Consider the following 22,323-nt stretch of genomic DNA (forward strand, 5'->3'; position numbering starts at 1 on the left):
AAGGCGGGCAGGTCTCATAAGCGCGTTTACAGAGCGTGTTCCAAGGAAGGCTAACTCTCAACATGTCTGAATTAAGACAAAAACTTCTGGTGCTGCATCTGCACACACCTGACCTCAATAGTAGCGTTGTCGCTTGGGCAATGTACGATGGTACTGGTGAGAAACGCCATACGACAGGTGATAGCGAGGCACCGCCGTATAATTCGGTGATGGAAGCGATGCGTGATGGCTGGCGGGTAATTCAGTTTCCACAACAATTCCCTGCCTACCCCGGCATGGAATATCATACTTCATATCTCAGGTTTGAATATATCCTGGAGAAATTGGAGGAAATCCAATGATTGACAAAAAGTATTTGCTCACTACAGAACAGATGGCGAATTTCGTTGCGGACGGTTACCTCCGCTTCGATAAGTTAATCCCTGATGAATTAAATAAAGCCGCACATGCGGAGATGGAAGCCGGTGTGAGTGTCCGTGGCGGCGGCGGCACGGTTTTAAACGATGTCTGGAACGATGCGTCTGCAGTCGGCAGCGTTTTCGGGATGCCAGAGGTGCAGGGCATTGTTCAGAGCCTTGTCGGTGAGGATCCGCTCTACGATCACCACGCCGTTCACATCGTCCGTCCGCAAAACGAGGTCGGTCAGATTTGGCATGCCGACGCGATCATTGACTTGCGGATGCATTTTGATATCCAATTTTTCTATTTCTCGCACGATACGCCGCGTGAAATGGGTGGGACGATGATTCTACCCGGAAGCCATTATCGTCGTGTCTGTGAGACAGACATCGCGCGTTACCAAAACTTCCTCAGTCAACTGCCGATTGCTTGCGAAGCAGGAACGCTCTTTGTGGTGCATCACGGGATGTGGCACTGTGCGCAACCGAACCTCACAGAGCAGACACGCTACATGTTCAAACTCCGCCTCAACCCGACGGTGCGTCAGTGTAAACTCTGGAACACAGACGATATCGATACAGCACCGATCCACGGCATCTTAGGCAGGAATCACAGATGGTACGGGAACGATGTCCGGCTTGAGATTGTCAATCGGATCAAGCAGTGGCGTTTTCTTATCGGTGACGAGTCGTTTGATGTTGGCTACTGGCTGTCTCGACTTGAAAACATGCCAGAGAACGCTCAGGAAGCAGCATAGTTATTTCAACAGGACTTATGTATTTCCATTAAAGTCCTTGATAAGGGGATTTAGGGGGTTAAATACAACTTCTCTGTTTAATTTGCATGAGCCTTATTGAACAAAAAGGCGCGGTTAGAAACCGCGCCTTGAAATAAATTGAAATGTGCCTCTTAAAGTAATCGCAATACTATCAATCGCGACCGCGACCTCTTCTACCACGTTCTCTCCGGAATTTCTCTATCATTTCTCGCCGCTCCTCTGCTGAGGCATGCTTCATTTTTTCCATCATCTCCTGCCTCATTCTTTCTGCATTTGCCCGCCCTTTCTGCTCCATTTCCCTGCGCTTTGCATCAGCCATTTGTCTGGCTCGGTTTTGTCCCTCGTTATTGCCTGCTTTTTCGGACCCACCTTCGCCACGATTTTCACCTCTGTCGCCACCGCGTTCTTGTGTAGCCGTGAGGGGTTGGAACCCACCGGTTTTGAGTTTTATTGTCTCTCCTGCTTTGTCCAAGGTTACCTGTTTGGCTTGGATGTCCTTGACTGTCATATCGCCAAGTTTTGTCCCGATGGTGACAAAGTGATAGCGATTAGATCTCTTTTCCAGCAGCGTCGCTTGTGATATTGCGCCGTTCGCGTCAACAGCCTTGGTGCCAATCAGACTATAGGAAGGTTCATTGTTTGGCGGGGTCCAGCCCAGCGGACGGAAGAGGTTGTGGTCAACAATGGTTTTGTAAAACGCTGCGTTCTCTCCGAAGTCAACTCCGCCACGGTTTTGGCGACCCCAAGATCTGTTATTACGTTGTGGTTCGGGTTGTTCTTTTGCTTTCGCCATCGCCTGCATTTTAGCAGCTTCCATCTCTTTCATTTTAGCGAAGTTCATCTCAGGTTGTGTGCCGATGAACTCCGATTTTGTTTTTTCTTGCGCATAGAGCAGTATCCCAAAACCGAGGAATAGACATACAAGACAGCCTATTCCGATTTTTGCAATGACGCTTCTCCGATTATTAGCAATTTTCACTTGCTTTTCCTCCGGTGTTTTCCATTTCCAAGCGCGTTTCTTAAATGTCCCACTTCGCAGCGTTCGCATTTGGGAACGCTTTATAGACATCTTTTTGATACTTAAGACAGGTTCTGTTGCGAAAGGTTCTCTTTAATTTTACTATGGATTTTGCTGAATGTCAAATCAAGCAGCTCCAAACTTAGAGGTATTCAGTTATTCAATAGTCAGCAGTCAGCGTTCTGTTGTCCAAATTTCCCTTCTTGCGTAAGGGCAAACTGGATAATGGCTATCGATCCGGACTTTACGCCTCTAATTTGTGAATCCACTTTTATATGCTTAGACGCAAAAGTTACTTGTGCGTTTATTTTTTCTAACCATAGTTGCTTAGCACAAGTCTTGCTTGTCATTGCAAAAAGCGTTGACTTTCGAGAAAAAATAGAGTAAACTTTATAGAAACAGGTTTATTTTATAAAGGAACAGACTTGACATGAAGCACTATAATCTCAATCAAAAATACATTGCATTTGTGTGTAGTTGCCTCCTCATATTCGTCTTAACGAGTCAGCATGCGGATGCGGCGCGCCGATCGCGCGTGCTTTCGATCGCACTTTTTGCCTCTGGCATGAGTTTCCAACTCGGTGGCACGCTTCTCAAAGCCTCTGCTCAAGAGCGTTACGATGCCTATCTCAACGCCGCAATCCAAGCGGACATTCAGGCACACAAAGATGCTTTCCTCGTCAGGCGAAATGCTGGTAGCATTATGTCCGGTGTCGGCCTCGGGTGTGTAGGACTTGCCGTACTCTTCTCAGTCTATAGTCAACTCGACACACCCTCAGAATCGTCTGAACTTGCGGAAGGCGATGCCTTTTCTGGGTCCCGTTCGCAAACGCTGAGAACAAATCTACACACTCGGAAAATTGATTTCACAAATTACCGATTTGGAAACACCGGTCTGCTGTTTCCGCGTGCCTCGTTCCAATTACTACCGCACTATGATTTCCAAAACCAGCGGGCAAGTCTGAAACTTCTACACTACTTTTAACTATTCGTTTCTGTCCGATTTTCCCTTCCCCGTAAGGGATGGGGACCTCTGTCAAGATAAGGTTTTCAGTTGGTTTGAAGAACGTTGGTTATAATTGCGTTGTTTTTCAAGGAGCAAAAATTATGCGTCTATTCCACACCTTATCCAACCGTAAGGTTGGTGTGCTCAGTTTTTTTATATTCTCTGTTTTAGTTCTCCTGTACGCCTGCACAAGTAGCGAGGATTTCGCGAATCCGCTTGACCCAGACAACCTCCGCACTTCTGGTGCACCCGATGGACTTACGCTCTTTGCCGGTGATAAACAGGTGCGAGTCACATGGAACGATATTGGACAGGAAGGTATCAAGGCTTACCGGATCTATAGACGCTCTACAGGCGGAACGGATACGGAGTTTGCTTTAGTCGGCTCCGTTGACGCACCCGCAAATGAATTTATTGACACGCAAAATCTCGAAAATGACCGGCTTGATGCTTCTGGACAGCTCCTCGCTTATGAATATCGCATTACTTATGTTGATGTCAACGGGATAGAAACACCTGATCCGACGCATCCGCCAATTGAGACTGAAGAACCGCGTCGTATTTGGAAAACAGCCTTAGCCACACCAAGCATCCCGCCGCCGGCCCCTGTTGTAACGCTCGGTGATCCGACCGACCTCACCGTTAAGCTCTTTTGGGAAGGTTATGAACTATCTGATGATTTCTCTGTCTTCCGCATTTATGCTGCACTTGACAACGAAGACGGGAAACCGCTACGTTTTAAAGTAATTGCCGAACCGAAACGAGACCGGCTCTACTATTTCGACCACGATTTTGAGGTAGATGGCACCCGGAAAGTCTATCGCGTCGCTGCTGTAGATACATTTGGCGCAGAAGCATTTGCTACAATCAACGCAGCAACGCCGAATGTCCCGCCTGCACCACCGAAAAACGTTCGTGTGATTTATCGACCGCGCTCACTGTTTAACACGAAATACGATGCCGTTATCTCATGGACACCGAATATCGAACCTGATCTTGATGGTTACCAACTCTATACCGAAGATGCATCCGGAAATTTTCTCCTGCGTCCCGCACCGGGAAAAAAGGATCGCACTTGGACGATCCCCGGTGAAGACCCAATTCTTGTCGGACAAGACCTGCTATTCAGAAAGTACTGGATAACTGCCTTTGACAATACACCTGGACCCGATGGACAGCGAGACGAAAGCGCAAAGCAGTTAGCGCGATCGCAATAATCGTAAAACTTTAGTAAAAGACTTAAATAACAACATAATTCCAAAGGATAAATCTATGCACCCTAACTTTTCTGGCGCGAATTTTCGGCGGACAGGTGAGACGAAAAAAAAGAGACACCCCAACACACAAACCCTCATATATATGATCTGTGGACTCCTTCTTATTGGCATGGCATCGCCGCTCTCAGCACAATTGCCAGCCATTCCACATCTCAGTACGATTCAGACCGCGGAGCCGGTCGGCAAGGGCGGCTCCAGCACTACGTTTGGGCTACTTCAATACTCAAAAGTTGATCTGCTACCGGATCAACGCCAAAAAGTGAATATCGGTGGATTTGAGGAACTGCATCGCGTATCGCTCCAAGTCGAGACCTTCCTCGTGCCAGTCAGATTCAATTACGGTTTGAGCGACGAACTTGATTTGGTGTTGGGCGGTACGTTTTCAACGGGTGGTGTCCGGAAAGTCGTTCACGATTTCTATAATGTTGCCGAAGAGACCGATGTCGATCCAACCACGGATCGCCGCGTCTACGATCAACCACTATTTGACGGTGTTATCGGACTCAAGTATAACATCAAACCCGATCGGAACGATAATTTCCCAAGTATCTCCGTCGGTGGTGACGCACAGTTCGGTTACACTGCCGATGATCGGCTCAACACGGACAACGAATTCCTTGATTATAGCCCTGCCGATGGGTTTCCGTTTTTCGGAATCAATACCTATATCGTAGGCACCCAAAGATTCGGGAGTCTCTTTAAACTCCATGCCGGTGTTGGTGTCTTTTTAACGTCAAAGTTATTGAAAACGACTGATTTTTTTACACTTAATTGGCAGGTCGGTGGCGAAGTTGCCATTGCAGATAACATGTGGTTGGTGGCTGATTTCTCGCGCGAACTTCCGTATGCAGGTATAAACGTAACGAATTTTATGGGATTTGCTTTCCGTTATGAGGTCTCGAATACCCTCGCGTTCCAACTCGGATTTAACAGTCAACCCGGATTCCAGTTTAACTTGACCTTCGGCGGCGAGAAAGCACAAGCGATTGATGAAGGGAATCTGCTGTTTTAGCGTGAGCGATTGGAGGAACTACCGATGAGAGCAGTCGTTCAACGTGTTAAATCTGCCAGTGTTAGGGTAGATGGTAAACTCGTTTCCGAAATTGAGGCAGGTGTACTTGTCTTCCTCGGCGTTGCGCATGACGATACCAAAACAGAACTGGAATATATTGCCAATAAAGTCGCTAACCTGCGTATCTTCGAGGATGAAGACGGCAAAATGAATCGTTCGCTTCTCGAAACAGGAGGGGCAGCTCTGGTTGTCTCGCAATTCACGCTCTACGGTGATTGCCGTAAAGGACGACGACCGAGTTTTATTAATGCCGCCCGCCCTGAAGTCGCAAACACACTTTATGAGCAGTTCATCACCCTCCTAAAACAGCAGAATATCCCAACGCAAGGCGGTACCTTTCAGGCGATGATGGATGTGCAACTCATTAATGACGGTCCTGTCACCATTTTACTGGATAGCAACAAGCAATTTTGAACCTATGAAGGAGAAGGTTATGGCACGCAAGATGCGTCTCGGTTTAGGTCAATTCAGTGAACTCAGTGAAGAACGGTTGAAGTTTATCAAACAACTCGGTGTCGAAGATGTCTTGCTCAACACGGCACAACTCCCCGGTACAGAACGGTGGGAATTTGAGGACATCTTGCAACTTCGGAAAGCGGTAGAAGCGGTTGGACTCCGGTTAGCAGCACTTGAGAATGTGCCGGTCCCGTTTTACGACAAAGCGATGCTCGGTCTACCGGGTCGTGATGAGCAAATTGAGAATATGGCGACAACGATTCGCAATATCGGTAAGGCTGGCGTTGAGATCTTCGGATACCACTGGATGCCGAGCGGTGTCTGGCGAACTTCTCGAACTACACCCGGTAGAGGCGGTGCCGAAGTTACGAGTTTTGATATGGACGAAGTTAAAGACGCACCGCTATCGCACGGACGCGTTTTCACTGAAGCCGAAATGTGGGAAAACTACGAATACTACATGAACGCCATCCTGCCCGTCGCAGAAGAAGCAGGCGTTAAACTCGCACTCCACCCCGATGATCCGCCTGTTGAATCTCTTGCAGGCGTACCGCGTCTGTTCCGCAATTTTGAAGGCTTCAAACGCGGCATGGAGATCGCTGACAGTCCAATACACGGACTCGATTTCTGCGTCGGTTCTTGGTCGGAGATGGGACCGGGTGTCACGGATGCGATCCGCTATTTCGGAGAACGCGACAAGATTTTCTATGTCCATTTCCGTGATGTGGAAGGACACGTCCCAAAATTTGCTGAATCCTTTGTTGACACCGGCAATTGCGATATGTTTGATGTAATGCGCACGCTCAAAGAAGTCGGTTTCACAGGTTTCATGATTACCGACCATGTGCCTCACATCGTAGATGACACAGGTTGGGGACACCGAGGCCGCGCGTATGCCATCGGATATATGACAGCGTTCCTTGAAATTTTATCAACGACGTAAACTTGGATAGGTAAAGAAATGGGACATCCTGAATATATTGACACCATCAAGCAGGGGGACTGCATTGCGTTGATGTCCGAAATGCCGGATGAATGTGTTGATCTCATCATAACGGATCCGCCTTTTGCGATCGACTTCAAGGCAACTCGTCACAATTACAACCGAAAAGGGGATCGTGTCCTTCAGGGTTACAACGAAGTCAAGGGAAGTGATTATCTTGCTTTTACGCTTGACTGGCTTACCGCTGCGACGAGAGTCCTAAAGGATTCTGGTAGTATGTATATCTTTTCAGGTTGGAACTATCTAAAAGATCTTCTGATAGCAATTGATCAGTGCAAGCTCACGACTGTCAATCACCTCATTTGGAAATATCAGTTTGGTGTTGTTACGAAGCGTAAGTACGTAACCTCCCACTACCATTGTCTTTTCTTGTGCAAAAACGACAGGAAACGAAAGTTTTATCCCTATCGCCGATTTGATAAGGATGCAAAGACTGAAAGCGGCGGATCGGCACACTACAAAGACAAAGAAGACGTTTGGGAAATCAAGAGAGAATATTGGCAAGGTGCCATCAAAACGCCAACGAAATTGCCAGCTGAACTCATTGAAAAGATACTTGATTACTCCAGTGAAAAAGGCGATGTTGTTTTGGATCCGTTTTTGGGTTCTGGGCAGGTTGCTGTCGTCAGCAAAATGAAAGAACGGCATTACATAGGCTTCGAGATTGTGCCAGCATATTACGAATTCGCTCTTGATCGGCTTGAATCGGGAAAATACTTAATTCAAAAAACGGAAGAACAACCTGTATGGGACTTATTTAGTCAGGACACGTGATTTTGTTATGATAAACGAAAAGATAGTTGACACGGTTGAGAAACTGCAAAACGCCTCTCGAAACATGCCAAAAGTTTGGGATGGGAGAAGTGCCATTCTTGAAATGAAAGAGGGCGGTTCCAGACAGTGGCGGCAGATGGAATGGATGGGGTTTTATTTTGAATTTTTGTGTCAAAAACATTTTGATGCCATAATCGAAATGCCAGGTAAAAAATATGGCAGGACAGAGTTTGACGCGTTTCGTGAAATCTCATGGGACTTTAAGACACATGCGGCCAATACGACAAATCATACGGTTATTACAAACGATACCGAAGCCATAGTAAACACGATAAGTGATTACGGTTACTACGGAGTGATTCTCGCAATCGGTGAGGTAGAATACAACGACGAAGAACGAACCTTTAAAAAATGGCATGATGAACTGAAAGAAGGGATCAGCAAATATGAAGTGAACCGGATAAACAGGGGAGCAATGTCGCGAAGGCGTAAAACAGAGTTTATCTTATCAGAAATCCACTTTGTCTGTTTTGATACTAAAACACTGAGTCAATGTGGTGGTTCATTTCAGAAAGGGTTTAGAAATGCTGATGGCAGTCCGAGGCGCGAGAAAGTCACAGTAAATATTCGGAGAATTCCAGATGCTGCCCTTATTGTCACCGAGGAATTTGAAAAAACAGTACCGCATCAAATCAACACATGAAGATTAAGAATTTAATCGGGTAACGCTAAGACGTATGATAACAAGCAGATCGGTTCGTAGTAGTGCGATTCATCGCACGTCGCATAGCCGCAATTACCCAATTTATTTTTTAAACCTCATCTGTCGATTTGCTTTTTCCCGTATTTTTTGTAGTAAGTATTTTCTGCCAAACACCGCTAAAAAAGATTTGACATTTTCTCAAAAATGTAGTACAGTTAAAGGGTCAGTTGGACAGGAATAGCATCACGTGCATCCTTGCACGTGTCCTGTCCACCGAATGCTATCGGTAGGCTGGCACTGATATACCTACAAGAGCGGCACTCTTCAGCCAACAGAAATTGTCAATATATACCGGGCTATCTTCAACCCTTTCGTAAGAAGGGCTCTCCGACATGCCATCGCGTTAGATACGTAGGTAGAACCTTCTTGTAAGGAGAACCTTTGTTTGTGCTGGAAGTTGTGTGAATCTCGGAGATTTTTTATTCCGAGCTTTAGACTGAGGTGAAACATGAGAATAACAACGGAACTTCAATATGCGACACTTGATGATCTTTATCTTGATGCGAAGAATCCCAGAATCGGTCGTCATCAAACAGATGCTAATCTTTCTCAGGAAGAGATCCTTGGAATGATGGGCAATTGGGATCTTGATGAACTTGCTATGTCTTACTTGGAGAACGGTTTTTGGAGACATGAGGCGTTATTGGTCGTCAAAGAAGAATCGGATGGAGAACAACGATTTGTTGTCGTAGATGGTAATCGGCGCGTCGCTGCCCTAATCTATCTTCGTCACGCCATTAACGGGAAAGAGATTTTCAAAGGATGGGCTCCACTTGTTGAAAACAAGAGTGTTCCCGAAAAACTTTTTGAGAAAATACCGTACATACAGATTCATTCTCGTCAGGAAGTTGAATCGTTCCAAGCGTTTCATCATGGTGTTACTGGCATCAAACAATGGTTTCCAACACAAAAATCGGAATATATCGCCAAATTGATTGATGAACAAGGTATGAGTTATGAAGATGTGAACCGAATGATTGGAAGCAGCATTTCCAGGGTTCGATATCACTATATATCCTATCGGCTTCTGCGGCAAATGGAGGACGTTTTAGAGGGTTTTTCTGCCGCAGACGCTGAATTTAGATTCATCACTATGTCTTTTTCCATCCAAACGTTAGGAGTTCAAAAGTATCTGGGGTTTGACATCTTTGCCGAGCCAGATGACGCAAAAACGCCAGTTCCCAAACACCGTTTGGGTGCACTCGCGAATTTTGCGCGATGGTTATTTGGTACTCAACAGCATCCACCGCTTTTGACCGGTTCACGAAACGCTGCTGACTTCGGCAGGCTTCTTGAAAATCCTCAGGCCGTTCAATACCTCGAAAATAATAAGCAGGCGCGTTTTGATGTTGCTTGGCAATTAGCATATGGTGATGAAGAAATCATTCAGTTAATCGATGAGGCACATAATAAGATTGTAATTTCCTTGAGTCACATCCATCATTATAAAGACTCTCCGGAGGTGCAACGCGCTGTTGAAAAGCTTGCTATCAACTCCAAGGAATTGCTTAGCCAGTTTCCAAGTATTCGCGCCGACCTCTTAGAGGATAACTGAAACTGCCGTACTAATCTACTAGCTACTTTCAACTTCAGAGTCATTCAGTTTTAAGAAATTATAGAATTTCTCGTCCTTTTTTCAGGATCCGGTGCGGTTAGGAAACCGCACCTACCGGGCCCGGGGGGTCCAAAATTGGAGTAAAAAACTGAGAACCGAATGGCTCTGCTTTCAACTTGCTCTTTACTTAAAAGGCACTCATGGATATGCTAAGATACCAACTGTTTCCCAGATCCCAAGGCATAACCGAGCAAATTCAACACGTTATTGAATGTTTTGAACAGACGTACGATCAGATAAGGTCTCCTGAAAACAAACTGAAAAGTGACGAAGTTTTGGACATATTGAGGTCTCATCTTGAACAGATCGGATTCACAGTAGAAACCGGAAAAACAAAAGGACAAAAAATTCCTGTGCCCGTTCTTTTCGGCTTGAATAATACCATTGACCAGTCTTTCAACGCCGATGGTGTAAGCAATGATGGGAAAATAGTTATTGAAGTTGAAGCGGGCAGAGCAACTGCTAATTATGCATTTCTTAAAGACATTTTTCAGGCATCAATGATGCATGGCGTTGAATTCCTAATCTTGGCTGTTAGAAATGATTATAGGGGTGGCGACGATTTTCAGAAAGTTTATACCTTTTTGGAAACGTTATACATCAGCAGCCGATTGGTGCTGCCTTTGAAAGGTATTATTCTGATTGGGTATTAACGGTAAAGCGTAATGGTACAAACCTCTTTTCCTAGGGATACTTCTACTATCGCCACGTGTTTTACTAAGAAAATTAATCTAATTGATTTGATGTCTCTTATATCGCAAACGAAGGGAGTCCAAAATGGCTCAAGTTGTTCCCTTACGATACGACACCGCTTTTAAGAAAGCGTTCGGTCAACCCGAGATCTTCTGTCAATTTGCTGAGGATGTCTTAGGTATCAAATTCCATACCGATGAGGTACATCGCGGCTACAAATTCCTTGAACCCATTGGGCAGGTTGATATTGAATACGATTTGTTTGCTGAGGATCCGGAATCTCGTATTGTGGTTGAGATACAACACGTCAAAGAAGGCCACTTCTATGATCGTTTCCTATATTATCATCTCATCAACCTCGTCGAACAGGTGAAGAACAGCAAGGCGTATCAGTTTGACCGGACAGTTTACACAATTGTTGTCCTAACGAGTCCTTACAGCGAGAACGAAATAGACTTTAGTGTTGCTATCACAGATTTCAATCCTGTCAACGAATTTAACCGTAAAGTCAATGTCTATCCGCATCAACTTGTGTTTGTGGTACCGCGTATGGTCAACGATAAGACCCCGTCTGGCATCAAAGTGTGGTTGGAACTCGTTTTGGATTCCCTGGATGGCGAGATAGACGAGAGCCACTACAACTCCCCAATTTTCGAGAGGGTGATTGATGCGGTTAAACTTGATAACATCTCGCCAGCGGAGCGCAGGGTACTCAAAGATGAAGAGTCTTGGGAAGACACGCTAATAGATGAACATAATCGAGGAAGGCAGAAAGAAAAGGAAGCGATTACCCGTTCACTGATCCGTGAAGGCATAAGCACCGAAGTTATTACACGAACAACGGGTCTCACAGCAGCAGAAATCGAAAAACTGAGGCAATCCTAAACGCCGAGGCGTGTTAATAACGGTGCAACACCATGAAGTGGTAAAAACAAATATACACAACGAGGTGACCTCATGTTTAACAGACCTCCAACCATCGGCGAATACTTAATCAGAAAACTCGAAAGTTACGATATTGAACACATTTTCGGTATCCCCGGCGACTATGTGCTGCGGTTCTATGACCTCATAGAAAAAAGTTCAATTCGGCATATCGGTATGACCCGTGAGGACGCAGCAGGATATGCCGCCGATGCCTACGCACGCACAAAAGGCATGGGCGCAGTCTGTGTCACCTATTGTGTCGGTGGGTTATCAACGGTGAATGCTGTCGCGGGTGCTTACGCCGAAAAATCACCTGTCGTCGTTATTAGCGGTGCGCCGGGTATCAGAGAACGCGGGAAGGATGCACTCCTACACCATAAAGTCAGGGACTTCCATACACAGCAACATATCTATGACGAGATTACCGTCGCGACTGCACTGCTGGATGAACCTTTTACGGCTTTCAACGAAATTGATCGGGTGCTGGATGCAGTGTATCGCTATAAACGCCCTGGTTACTTGGAACTCCCGCGCGATATGGTGGATGTCCGCGGCACGCTCTACCAACGTCCCTCAACGGGTGGACATCTCAGTGACCCGGACACATTAGATGCCGCTGTTGAGGAGGCTATTGATTTCATTAATCAGAGTAAAAAACCGGTGGTGCTCGCGGGCGTAGAGGTACACAGATTCGGCTATCAAAACAAATTGATCCGCTTTGTAGAAGAGAAACGTATTCCTGTGGTGGCAACGCTCCTCGGAAAATCGGTGATGCCGGAATCACATCCGCTTTACTTAGGTATCTATGAAGGTGCGATGGGGCGGGAAGAAGTTAGACAATTTGTTGAAGATTCGGATTGTGTTATCATCCTCGGTGCGTTCATGACAGACGTGAATCTTGGGATTTACACTGCCAACCTGGACCGGGCGCGCTCGATTTATGCTACGTCGGAAAAAATCACAGTTCGCTATCACTCTTATGAAGAGGTGATGTTTGATGATTTTATTGACGGCATCCATTCGCCGAAACTCCGAAAGCGGCGGAAACCGAATTTGGAATGGGCACACCGAGATTCAAAGCCGTTTGTTGTCGAGCCTGACGCACGTCTAACGGTTCGCCGTCTGTTCCGACACCTCAACGAATTTATTAGCGAGGGATTGGTCGTTATTGCGGATGTTGGCGATAGTCTCTTCGGGGCTGTGGAATTGCGAATGTCTCAAAACACGGATTTTATCAGTCCTGCCTACTATACCTCAATGGGATTTGCCGTACCAGCATCGATCGGCGCGCAACTCAGTATGCCGAATACACGTCCCCTTGTTATCGTCGGCGATGGTGCTTTCCAGATGACCGGCACCGAACTCTCAACAACCCTGCGTTACGGGCTTAATCCAATTATCCTTCTTTTAAACAACCACGGATATGGCACGGAACGGCATCTGCTTGAAGGACCGTTTAACGATATCGGGTGTTGGAACTATAGCAGCATACCTGCACTCTTTAGTGCAGGGCGCGGCATTCATGTCCGAACGGAAGGTGAGTTTGAAGCTGCCATCAAAACCGCACTCGCTGAGACGCAACACTTTACACTGATCGAGGCAGAACTCGAAAAGTTGGATACGTCGCCTGCACTTGCTCGGTTAGCGGAACGGATGTCCGGCACAGTTTGAAATTAATAGTAGTAGGCACGCGCCGACGTGCCGTAACATAGTAATAGGCACGCGCCGTGTGCCGTATACACTTCTACAGCGCAGCGATTTTCTCACGCAAGAAGTTCGTACAAAAAGGCACTTGCGCTTCCGACAGTCCATGCAGTACGACTGCGCCATCATAACCGTTCTCCTTTAGCAAACCGAGATATTGATCGTAGTCCAGCAGCCCTGTCCCCGCGGCGAGGTGTCCCGCCTGACCGTCCCGATCCAAGTCTTTGGCGTGTGCAAGCGCGATGTCTCCGCCGAGGAGTGCGAACGCTTCATCAAGGATTTCACGCATCTTTGGGAGCTCACCTTTGTGGAAGATATTCGCGCCGTCCATACACACCTTCAAGTAAGGGGATTGCATCTCGTCAAGCAAACGACGCGCTTTTTGTGCAGAGTCAATCACGTTTGCCACTTCAGGTTCAAGCGCAAGCACTACGTCGTATTCCTCCGCTACTGCTAACGCCTGTTGCATAGATTCAACGAGATCGCGCCACGCTTCTGGCGTGTTATTATCAGGATGTGCGCGCCACATGCTCTGCGGGTCACGAGAACCGGTGCAGAGCGTAATGACCGATGTCTGCATCGGCGCGCATTTCTCTGCGACAGAACGCAACATCCGCAACCCGGCGTGGCGTTTCTCAACATCTGGATCAATCATGTTATAAGTGCCTGAAAGTGCGGAAATTGTAATCTGTCGAGCGTCCATCTCTTCGCGGATATCGGCGACCGAGGGTCCCGATGCTGGCACATGATACTGTAGATGATGGACACCGTGTTCCACAACGGCATCAAGATTCTCGGTGAGTGTTTCTCGGCGAATCGTTCCTTCCATGAGTCCAACGTGCATAAATCTCTCCTAATGCGCAAAAATTGTCTAAATCTCGAATTTTCGTAGATAATGGTGGCTGTATAAGTCCTAATGAGAAAGAAAAACTGCTTTTTCTATCGAGACTCCTCTCTTTTCATTTCGCCCCATGTTGTCGTGAGCAAATGCGGTTGTGGCGATACCGGCAACGCATACGCCGGATCAAACCAATCTCCCTGAAAATTCGCTTGATGAAAAGGCGCTCCAATATGCGTCAACTGCGTCCGAACCCCGCTATTTATATCCAACTTGAAGAGTTGCTCATTCCCGTTAATTTCCTGTGCATAAAGCACTTGCGAACCATCCGGCGATAACTCAGCAACACTTATATTGGGCCCGGCTTCCTCAACAAGTTGCCGCAGCCCCGTGCCATCGCGATTGACAATATAGACTGTTGTTTTGTCCCGCCATGCCTCGTGCAGGTCCCTATCCAAAATGGCAGGGATCGGATGTTTGTTCCCAGAAATCGCAAGTCTATCGCCTGCAGCAGACCAAGACGGAAGGCGTTGCCATGGTAGTACTTTATCGGGGAGCGGTTGTTCTCGGTCTCGTGTGCGGACGTTGATAAAGGTCAGTCGAGCTCCCAGCGCGTGAGAGACAGAGCAGGCAATCTCTGAACCATCTGGAGACCACGCAGGGGAATTCCCATACGGCAAGGGTTCAACATCCTCTTCACCAAACGTCCCAAGATAGAGACCGGACTTTCGACGGTCCCGGTCCCGGTAATTGTAAGCAAACTGTTTACCATCGAAAGACCACGTCGCGTTTATTCTCTCCGCCTTTATTTTTTTTTTAAAGACGCGTCGGACATTCGTGCCATCCGGATCCATCAGATACAGGTCCCACACACCGCCACGCTCCGAGGAGAACAGAATCTGCTCACCCGTAGGGGACCATACGGCACTAACATCACGGGCGGGATGCTGTGTTAAGTTCACCTGTTCGGAGCCATCGGGATTCATCATGTACACCTCGTGATTGCCGTCCCGTGTGGACGTAAACAGGATTTTCGGCGTTGTCGGGGCTTTCGCAAAAACCTGACACACGCCCACACACATCAACATCAAGAGGATTAGAGAAAAAACCGACAAAAATCTCATATCTGTTTCCCCTACGGTCAATTTTTAGACTCTACTGCCAAGGTCGCGTAAGTCCTGAACTATATCGCGATTATACAACAGAAAAGATGAGGTGGCAAGCAAATTGCTCAAAAACGTGCTTCGTAGCAGTAGAAGACACCGCTCTAATCCTGAAATCCTGATTCTGACGACTCTCACTGCAAGGTAACCTGAAAACGACTCAGGGTCATTCAATTGTCCGTTTTTGGTGTTGTATTTTCGCAGGTGTTAACACTTAATATATGTTATGTTTTTTTAAAAAACCGCTGAAATTTTCGCAGCCTGTCGCAGCCCGTCGCAGCGTTTCGCACCGGATCCTGCAAAAAAAGACGTCCAATCCAATAATTTCTTAAAATTGAATGATCCTGGAAAACTACTCCATCATACTTGACCTTTTAAGCTGTTTATGATAGCATATTTTCATTCAGCAGTGCGGAGGTGCTATTTGTGGTAAACGCGGCATTGATTATCACTAAAATATGCAATGCTATTGATCTGATGATCGAAAGTAGTAAGCCATACAAAGGGCTGTTCCCATCCATTCTACATCCGAAAACGGGCGAGATGCTAACAGAGAAACCGCCCAAGATTCCGGGGCAAAGGGATGGTGATCGCGCACACCTCGGTTGTAATCTTATTCACGATGAACCGTTGCTCGCCACAATGAACGCGCTTGCTGAAACTGAATCGAAACCGGAATACGCCGAAGCAGTAGATCGCTACTTGGCGCACTTTGCCCAGCATTGCACGCGGACGGCGACGGGCCTGTTCCCTTGGGGCGAGCATTCGTTTTGGCAGCTGATTGAAGAACGGGTCGGATGTTCGCGGAATCCGGCAGGGGGTGCCGCTATTCACGACCATCTGCGTCAGGTTCCGCTGTGGCTCTGGCAAAAACTGAATACCTTTAACCCCGCTTGTGTGCAAAGTTTCGCCGATGGGCTGGATTATCACTGGACGGAGGGCGATGGACTTGAATATATCCGTCATGCGAATATCGACACAAAAGCACACCTCGTTCGCGGGGGTCGCGCCTGTGATTTTCCACGGCATTCAGGTTTTTACATCCTCGATTTGGCGTTCGCATATACGCAAGAACAACGTCCTGAAACCCTTCAACAGATCCAGAATTATACCAACTACTGGTGGGAAAAACGGGATACGCGTGGACTTTTGCGTATCGAGAGTCGTTCACCCAAAGAGGCAGAACGGTTTTTTGAGATGAACGCCCCCACGCAAACGTTTTCATTGGGGATCAGTCTGCTTGAATCTGCAACGTTGATAGCATCGCTTCTCCCTGAATTGGCAGACCAGATGCGGCAATACGGCTCGGTTTACATTGACGGATTTCTCGCTGCACCGCATAACCTCGAAACGCGTGAATTTATCAGTTTATGCGAGTGCGAGACGGATCGGATTGTTGAACGTATGTCCGCATGGGGAAGTGTCTACGGTGCCGGAACTTCGTGCAGTACTGGGGTGTTATGCCTCGGTGGATGGCGGTTGACGCAGAATGAACGCTTGATGGAATACGCGCTCGCGGTGGGTAACACCTATCTTGATGAGAAATTTCCGGTCGATCGCGTTCAGACGGAAGCGTTCAAGATTCCAGCATCGGATGCCGGTCTTACGCTTGAATTGTTCGCCGATCTCTACGACATCACCGGTGAATCGGTGTGGTTGGATGGCGGCATTGAACTTGCCGAGACAGTATTAGAGGTCTATTTCCCAGAAACGCTGCCCTACGGTGCATCGGGGATAAATTGGTATGAATCACAAATGGGCGCAGCGTTCCTAATTCACGGTTTGGCACGAGTGGCACTCTTATCACGCCACCGAACCTGTCCACTCGCACCCAATTATACTGCACGATAGGCGTTCTGAAATGGCAAGGGTTGTCCTGCCTTTTTTATAAGTTAACAACAAATTTTATTAGCGGAACGCATTACGCTTCTGCGAAAGCACATGAAAGGAAAATCATGGCAAGAGTACCGATTGGTTTAGAACTGTTTTCTGTCCGAAATGAGTTGGCGGAGGATGCCCGCGGCACGATAAAAGCGGTCGCAGAGATGGGTTACGAAGGCGTTGAATTCGCCGGTCCCCCGCAACACCCTGCTGAAGAATTGAAAGGCTATCTTGACGAGTTCGGCTTGGTCTGCTGTGGGTGGCATACACCGTTCAACCTCGTCCAAGAAGACACCCTCGCCGAAACGATTGAATTCAATAAAGTTTTGGAGAACCGTTATATTATCGTTCCGGGGATACCGGGCGAACTGCGTCAATCGCGGGCAGATTGGTTGAAGTTAGCCGATACGTTCAATGAAATCGCCGATAAACTCGCCGAACACGATATGGTGACAGGTTACCATAACCATCACGTCGAATTTACGCCGCTCGATGGTGAGCAACCGTGGGATACCTTCTTCGGGAATACGAATGACGGCGTTGTGATGCAGCTGGATATGGGCAACGCGTTGTCTGGTGGCGCCGATCTCGTCGGTATTCTGGAGAGATACCCGGGACGCGCTGGCACAGTCCATCTCAAGCCGTATGACGAATCAATAGGTGAAACGGACAGACACGCCGGTTTCCGCCCTATTATCGGTGAAGACAGTGTGCAGTGGGACGAGATCTTCCGAATCTGCGAAACAACTGGTGGCACGGAATGGTACATCGTTGAATATGAAAGCGATGCCTACCCGCCACTTGAGGCTGTCGAACGTTGTCTAACTGCACTCAAGGAAATGGGTAAATAGCGGTCAGCCATCAGCAGTCAGCGGTCAGCAAGAGAGCCTTGTGGCAGTAGGTTGGGTTGAACGCCGTTGAAAAGGGTTTTGAAGTCTTCAAGGTTTTCGTGTAAAATCCGGTTCGGTTGGGAAACCGAACCTACCGGGCCTAGTGGCGCGGCGGTTATTCCTGTCTAAAATTGACACTTATAGGGGTAAAAATTATGAGAACCTATTGTGCAAGTACCCTTCCATTTTCCGCTTTTCCTTTGACGGCATTTGTGACCGAGTTATCCGAAGGCGGTGTATCCGCTATTGAACTCGCGCAACCCCATTTTTCGGATGTGGAAGCCGAAACTATTGACACACTTCGAGAAGAGACTGGGCTCAATTTCAAATCCATGCTGAGCACGGTCCGGGTTGACGCGCCAGATGGTCTTGAAGCGTTAATCTCAATTCTCGACACTGCCCAAAGGCTTTCCGTTCCAATCGTCAGCATCGCGAGTGGTGGCAATGAAGATGCCACCACTCGTGAGATTGACACGATTATTGATCATCTCAAAACGGTCACTGCGGAAGCGGAAACCCGCAATTTGACCCTTGTCCTCTATGCGCACGAGGGAAGTCTCGCCTATAACCTTGAACGCACGCAGCAGATACTCAACGCGATCCCTTCCGAAAATTTTGGCTTTTACTACAGCCCGTATCACTTCCAGCGCGCCGGAGACGATCCTGTTATTGCCTTACGTACGTTGTCAGAACGACTGGTTAGCGTCTATTTCAACTGCGGTGTCGATTCGCAAACAGGCAGCGAACCGTTCTGGGCACCGGAGATGGATTTTCCTGCTATCTGTCAGGAAATAGACCGGGTCGGCTACACCGAAGAAATCATGCTGATCTATTTAGGATTGAACGCGGAGACACCACAACCGATTGTTGAAGGTGTCTTGAACGCTCGCGCGAAGTTAGAAACCTACTTTTAATTGAAGACGCTTCACTATCCTATTCCACACGTTACATGAAAACGATGGATGAAAACGGGCAAAATGTTGGGAACTTTGCTTTTCACGTTGTGCGTTATGTGTGGTCATACTTGTGGTTTCTCAAAACCCAATGCCAACATGCTGTTTGTTTTCTCCAAATTTCTTTAGTATATTCCTATAATTACTCCCGTCTCACAAAAAAATCCTTTCAAAAGTGTCCAAACGTCTTGCAGGGACACTCATTGTGTGTTTTCCCTCCGCAATCGGGGTTTATCCTGCGTTTAGAACCGATACTCGCAGAACAACTGCTAAAAATCCTGATTTTTTGTTATTTTTTTTCAAATGATGTGAGTTTTCCGCCCAAAGCTTCGTCTTTAATAATAGAAGATATGAACCGTATCGCCCTACGTAGTTTTACAAGATTCGGCATCTGATTAAGCCCCTTCGGCGGATACGGACACGCCCCAACTGTTTATTGGAAGGACACCTCGTGGAAAAAGAAAATGATGTTCAACTGATTCAAAGAATATTATCAGGCGATGAAGCAGCGTTTGATGTCTTGGTCCAAAGGCACCAGAAGAGCGTGCACGCCTTGGCGTGGCGGAAGATCGGCGATTTTCACGATGCTGAGGAGATTACACAGGACACATTCCTTCAAGTATACAAAAAACTCCCGACCCTCAAGGACCCTTATAAATTTGCTGGGTGGCTGTATGTCATCACAAATCGGCTTTGTTTTGATCGGATGCGGCAGAAAAATCTTACGATACAATCGTTGGAGGACACACCTGTGGAAGAAGTTGAAAAATCCTCTTATACCCATCACGTATCGGAACAACGGCATACAGAAATCACCGAGCGTCGCCGTGCTATCGTCAAAAAACTTCTCGAAAAACTCCCGGAGAGTGAACGGACAGTCATGATCCTCCATTATCTCGGCGAGATGACGGTGAAAGAAATTAGCAAGTTCTTGGGTGTCTCTGCAAACGCAATTCATAACCGGCTGTATCGGGCACGAAAGCGGTTACAAGAGGAAGAAGCCCTCCTTGTTCAAGAAGTTCTCAGCGGTGTGCAGATACCAACGAGTGTAGGTCAAAACATTATGCAGCGGGTCGCTGACATAAAACTCGCGCCGCAAACAACGCCAAAGCCCGTTATTCCCTGGATCGCTTTCGGTACCGCTTTCCTTCTGCTCGCCTTACTCTTTGGCGCGAGCAATCAATACCTCACCCGTTTTCAGAGACCCTATAGTTTCGAGGCGGCATCTGAACCGACCATTGCCATCATTGACGCACCCGTCGTTCTTGAGACTGACGCGAAACCCGCACTGCGAAGCCAAGTTGGACAGGATACTGCCTTAAATCAAAGAACTGGTGCAGACTTACATGGATCTGAAACTGTCTCAACAACCGAGTTACCGATGCAGCGAGAAAATATTGAGGCATGGATGCCAGATGAAAATCTACGTCGGGCTATTCAATCTGAACTCAAACTTGGCGATATTCCGCTCGAGATAGAACATCTCCAGCAACTTGAGCGGTTACTCAGTATGGATGGCGGTATAGAAAGTATTATGGGTTTAGAACACGCTGTCAATCTTAAATTTCTACATCTTGCGCCCAACAAAATCTCGGATATCACACCACTCGCAAACCTACACAATCTTCGGACACTGAAACTCTATCTCAACAGACTCGTAGACGTTTCACCCCTTGCGGGATTAGTAGGTTTAGAGATTTTGCATCTATCAAATAACAGGATCGTTGACATCTCACCCCTTGAGAGGCTTGTGAACCTAAGAGATTTACGACTCGACTACAATCGCATCGAATATTTTTCACCGCTCGCCGGATTAACAAAACTTCAGATCCTTAGGATTAACGACAATTGGGGCATCGATATTTCATCTGTCCCGACATCCAATTTGACAGAATTTCTGTATGACCCTACCTTTAATATCCCAGAGATGCCGAACCGTGACCGGATCATGGCTCGCCAGTATCCATCCGTTTTCGCAGCTTGGCATAACATCATCAATCTACCGACGCTCTCATGGGACGAAAGATTAGTCTATCACGACCTGTATTTCTCTAACCCTATGTTCGGACTTCATTGGCGGTGGACTCCTACAAAAATGAAAATCTCTGGGAATTTTCGGACAGCAAAGCAACAGCGAGATACGATGCTCAAAGAGAATCCAAATATAATTTTTCTCGTCGGAATTTATCACTATGGTACACAAGATACATTCGTTCAGCAGGCTATTGAAGTTGCCAAATGTGGTATCTATGATGGTATCTTTTTAAATTGGTGGCAAGGCGATAGGGTTGATGCGAAAGTTGCTATACTGCAGAAAATTCGTGAAGTGGTTGGAGATGATTTTCTCATTATCGTCAACGGACTTCGCTCTAAAATTCCACACTTAGCACCCTATGTCAATGGCACATTCATGGAAACGAGACGATACCACCCACAGGGTTACACCCATACTGAACTTCAAGAGATTGAAAGTGCTTTGCTATGGTCAGAGAAAAATCTTCGATCTCCACAGATTAATTCCTTAGAGGGTTGGGGGCTCGCTGAGGAACCCTTAGATTCACCGCGTAACCAGCAATGGATGCGGGTTTTTACAACCTTGAGTTTAACGCATTCTGACGGTTATGTTTCGTATGTGACGGGGATTTCATCGTTAACCCACACACATCATCATCCCATTTGGGAAGGACATTCCGACGAACACGCACAAGGAAAACTACACGATCATACGCATCAGCACTACTGGTATGATTTCTGGGACACCGATCTCGGCCAGCCAGTAGGTGAAAAAGGGCAGCTCTACCGCGGTCGCGAGGGTTTATTCATCCGCGAGTTTGCCAACGGTTGGGCGGTCTATAACCGCAGTGGGAAAGCACAGCAGATCCAGTTGCCAATGCAAACCACCGGTGTCGCGAGTGGTATCACCAGCACATCACACCCACTCCCTGATTTAGATGGTGAGATTTACCTGAAGTAGGTCTCACCGCCCGTAGATGTCAATGAGATGGCACAGTGAATATCTTAGATTTAACGCAAGTTGCCACCTTTGTAGCGTACGCATTATGAACTTCTTCATGAAAAACACAGGTCTGCATACCTAAAATTTTGTAAGTATC

Annotated in this window: 20 protein-coding genes; 17 read left to right on the top strand and 3 right to left on the bottom strand. The window is 47.1% G+C overall.

Going from position 1 to position 22,323, the window contains the following annotated elements:
- Positions 1–62: 62 nt before the first annotated feature.
- Positions 63–341, top strand: a complete 279-nt coding sequence (locus tag OXH00_07065; protein MCY3740761.1) for a hypothetical protein — start codon at positions 63–65, stop codon at positions 339–341.
- Positions 338–1,156: a phytanoyl-CoA dioxygenase family protein gene (locus tag OXH00_07070; GenBank protein MCY3740762.1), complete on the top strand. Its 819-nt coding sequence runs from the start codon at positions 338–340 to the stop codon at positions 1,154–1,156. Before OXH00_07065 ends, OXH00_07070 begins: the two co-directional genes overlap by 4 nt.
- A gap of 172 nt (positions 1,157–1,328) precedes the next feature.
- Here OXH00_07070 and OXH00_07075 read toward each other — a convergent pair whose 3' ends face one another.
- Positions 1,329–2,156, bottom strand: coding sequence for a hypothetical protein (locus OXH00_07075; GenBank protein MCY3740763.1), 828 nt, complete (start codon positions 2,154–2,156; stop codon positions 1,329–1,331).
- A 469-nt stretch (positions 2,157–2,625) separates the two neighbouring features.
- On the opposite strand from OXH00_07075, the gene OXH00_07080 reads away from it, so the two are divergent.
- The 11 genes from OXH00_07080 to OXH00_07130 all read left to right on the top strand — a co-directional run bounded on the left by OXH00_07080 (position 2,626) and on the right by OXH00_07130 (position 13,452).
- Positions 2,626–3,180, top strand: a complete 555-nt coding sequence (locus OXH00_07080; protein ID MCY3740764.1) for a hypothetical protein — start codon at positions 2,626–2,628, stop codon at positions 3,178–3,180.
- A gap of 122 nt (positions 3,181–3,302) precedes the next feature.
- A complete protein-coding gene (locus OXH00_07085) occupies positions 3,303–4,418 on the top strand; it encodes a hypothetical protein (protein MCY3740765.1) in 1,116 nt (371 codons plus the stop codon).
- A gap of 55 nt (positions 4,419–4,473) precedes the next feature.
- The gene (locus tag OXH00_07090; protein ID MCY3740766.1) at positions 4,474–5,490 is read left to right on the top strand and encodes a hypothetical protein; all 1,017 of its coding nucleotides are present in this window, start codon (positions 4,474–4,476) and stop codon (positions 5,488–5,490) included.
- 24 nt (positions 5,491–5,514) lie between these two features.
- Positions 5,515–5,964, top strand: coding sequence for a D-aminoacyl-tRNA deacylase (dtd, locus tag OXH00_07095; protein MCY3740767.1), 450 nt, complete (start codon positions 5,515–5,517; stop codon positions 5,962–5,964).
- A 19-nt stretch (positions 5,965–5,983) separates the two neighbouring features.
- Positions 5,984–6,949: a mannonate dehydratase gene (locus tag OXH00_07100; GenBank protein MCY3740768.1), complete on the top strand. Its 966-nt coding sequence runs from the start codon at positions 5,984–5,986 to the stop codon at positions 6,947–6,949.
- An 18-nt stretch (positions 6,950–6,967) separates the two neighbouring features.
- On the top strand, positions 6,968–7,783 hold the full coding sequence (locus OXH00_07105) for a site-specific DNA-methyltransferase (protein ID MCY3740769.1): 816 nt from the start codon (positions 6,968–6,970) through the stop codon (positions 7,781–7,783).
- A gap of 7 nt (positions 7,784–7,790) precedes the next feature.
- Positions 7,791–8,486 (top strand): hypothetical protein, encoded by a 696-nt coding sequence (locus OXH00_07110; protein ID MCY3740770.1) that lies wholly within the window; start codon positions 7,791–7,793, stop codon positions 8,484–8,486.
- A 508-nt stretch (positions 8,487–8,994) separates the two neighbouring features.
- Complete coding sequence (locus OXH00_07115) at positions 8,995–10,101, top strand: ParB/Srx family N-terminal domain-containing protein (protein ID MCY3740771.1); 1,107 nt, start codon at positions 8,995–8,997, stop codon at positions 10,099–10,101.
- Positions 10,102–10,301: 200 nt separating this feature from the next.
- The gene (locus OXH00_07120) at positions 10,302–10,814 is read left to right on the top strand and encodes a hypothetical protein (GenBank protein ID MCY3740772.1); all 513 of its coding nucleotides are present in this window, start codon (positions 10,302–10,304) and stop codon (positions 10,812–10,814) included.
- A 124-nt stretch (positions 10,815–10,938) separates the two neighbouring features.
- Positions 10,939–11,739, top strand: coding sequence for a PD-(D/E)XK nuclease family transposase (locus OXH00_07125; GenBank protein ID MCY3740773.1), 801 nt, complete (start codon positions 10,939–10,941; stop codon positions 11,737–11,739).
- A gap of 72 nt (positions 11,740–11,811) precedes the next feature.
- Positions 11,812–13,452: a thiamine pyrophosphate-binding protein gene (locus OXH00_07130; GenBank protein MCY3740774.1), complete on the top strand. Its 1,641-nt coding sequence runs from the start codon at positions 11,812–11,814 to the stop codon at positions 13,450–13,452.
- A 73-nt stretch (positions 13,453–13,525) separates the two neighbouring features.
- Here OXH00_07130 and OXH00_07135 read toward each other — a convergent pair whose 3' ends face one another.
- Both OXH00_07135 and OXH00_07140 read right to left on the bottom strand, forming a co-directional pair.
- The gene (locus OXH00_07135) at positions 13,526–14,329 is read right to left on the bottom strand and encodes a sugar phosphate isomerase/epimerase (GenBank protein ID MCY3740775.1); all 804 of its coding nucleotides are present in this window, start codon (positions 14,327–14,329) and stop codon (positions 13,526–13,528) included.
- A gap of 95 nt (positions 14,330–14,424) precedes the next feature.
- Entirely contained in the window at positions 14,425–15,447 is a 1,023-nt protein-coding gene (locus OXH00_07140) for a hypothetical protein (GenBank protein ID MCY3740776.1), read from the bottom strand.
- A 465-nt stretch (positions 15,448–15,912) separates the two neighbouring features.
- On the opposite strand from OXH00_07140, the gene OXH00_07145 reads away from it, so the two are divergent.
- The 4 genes from OXH00_07145 to OXH00_07160 all read left to right on the top strand — a co-directional run bounded on the left by OXH00_07145 (position 15,913) and on the right by OXH00_07160 (position 22,184).
- Complete coding sequence (locus OXH00_07145) at positions 15,913–17,337, top strand: hypothetical protein (protein MCY3740777.1); 1,425 nt, start codon at positions 15,913–15,915, stop codon at positions 17,335–17,337.
- A 104-nt stretch (positions 17,338–17,441) separates the two neighbouring features.
- Positions 17,442–18,218: a sugar phosphate isomerase/epimerase gene (locus OXH00_07150; GenBank protein MCY3740778.1), complete on the top strand. Its 777-nt coding sequence runs from the start codon at positions 17,442–17,444 to the stop codon at positions 18,216–18,218.
- Between the two features lie 194 nt (positions 18,219–18,412).
- A complete protein-coding gene (locus OXH00_07155; GenBank protein MCY3740779.1) occupies positions 18,413–19,171 on the top strand; it encodes a TIM barrel protein in 759 nt (252 codons plus the stop codon).
- Positions 19,172–19,661: 490 nt separating this feature from the next.
- The gene (locus OXH00_07160) at positions 19,662–22,184 is read left to right on the top strand and encodes a sigma-70 family RNA polymerase sigma factor (GenBank protein ID MCY3740780.1); all 2,523 of its coding nucleotides are present in this window, start codon (positions 19,662–19,664) and stop codon (positions 22,182–22,184) included.
- Positions 22,185–22,323 lie beyond the last annotated feature (139 nt).

This window comes from Candidatus Poribacteria bacterium (genome assembly GCA_026706025.1).
Lineage (GTDB): Bacteria > Poribacteria > WGA-4E > WGA-4E > WGA-3G > WGA-3G.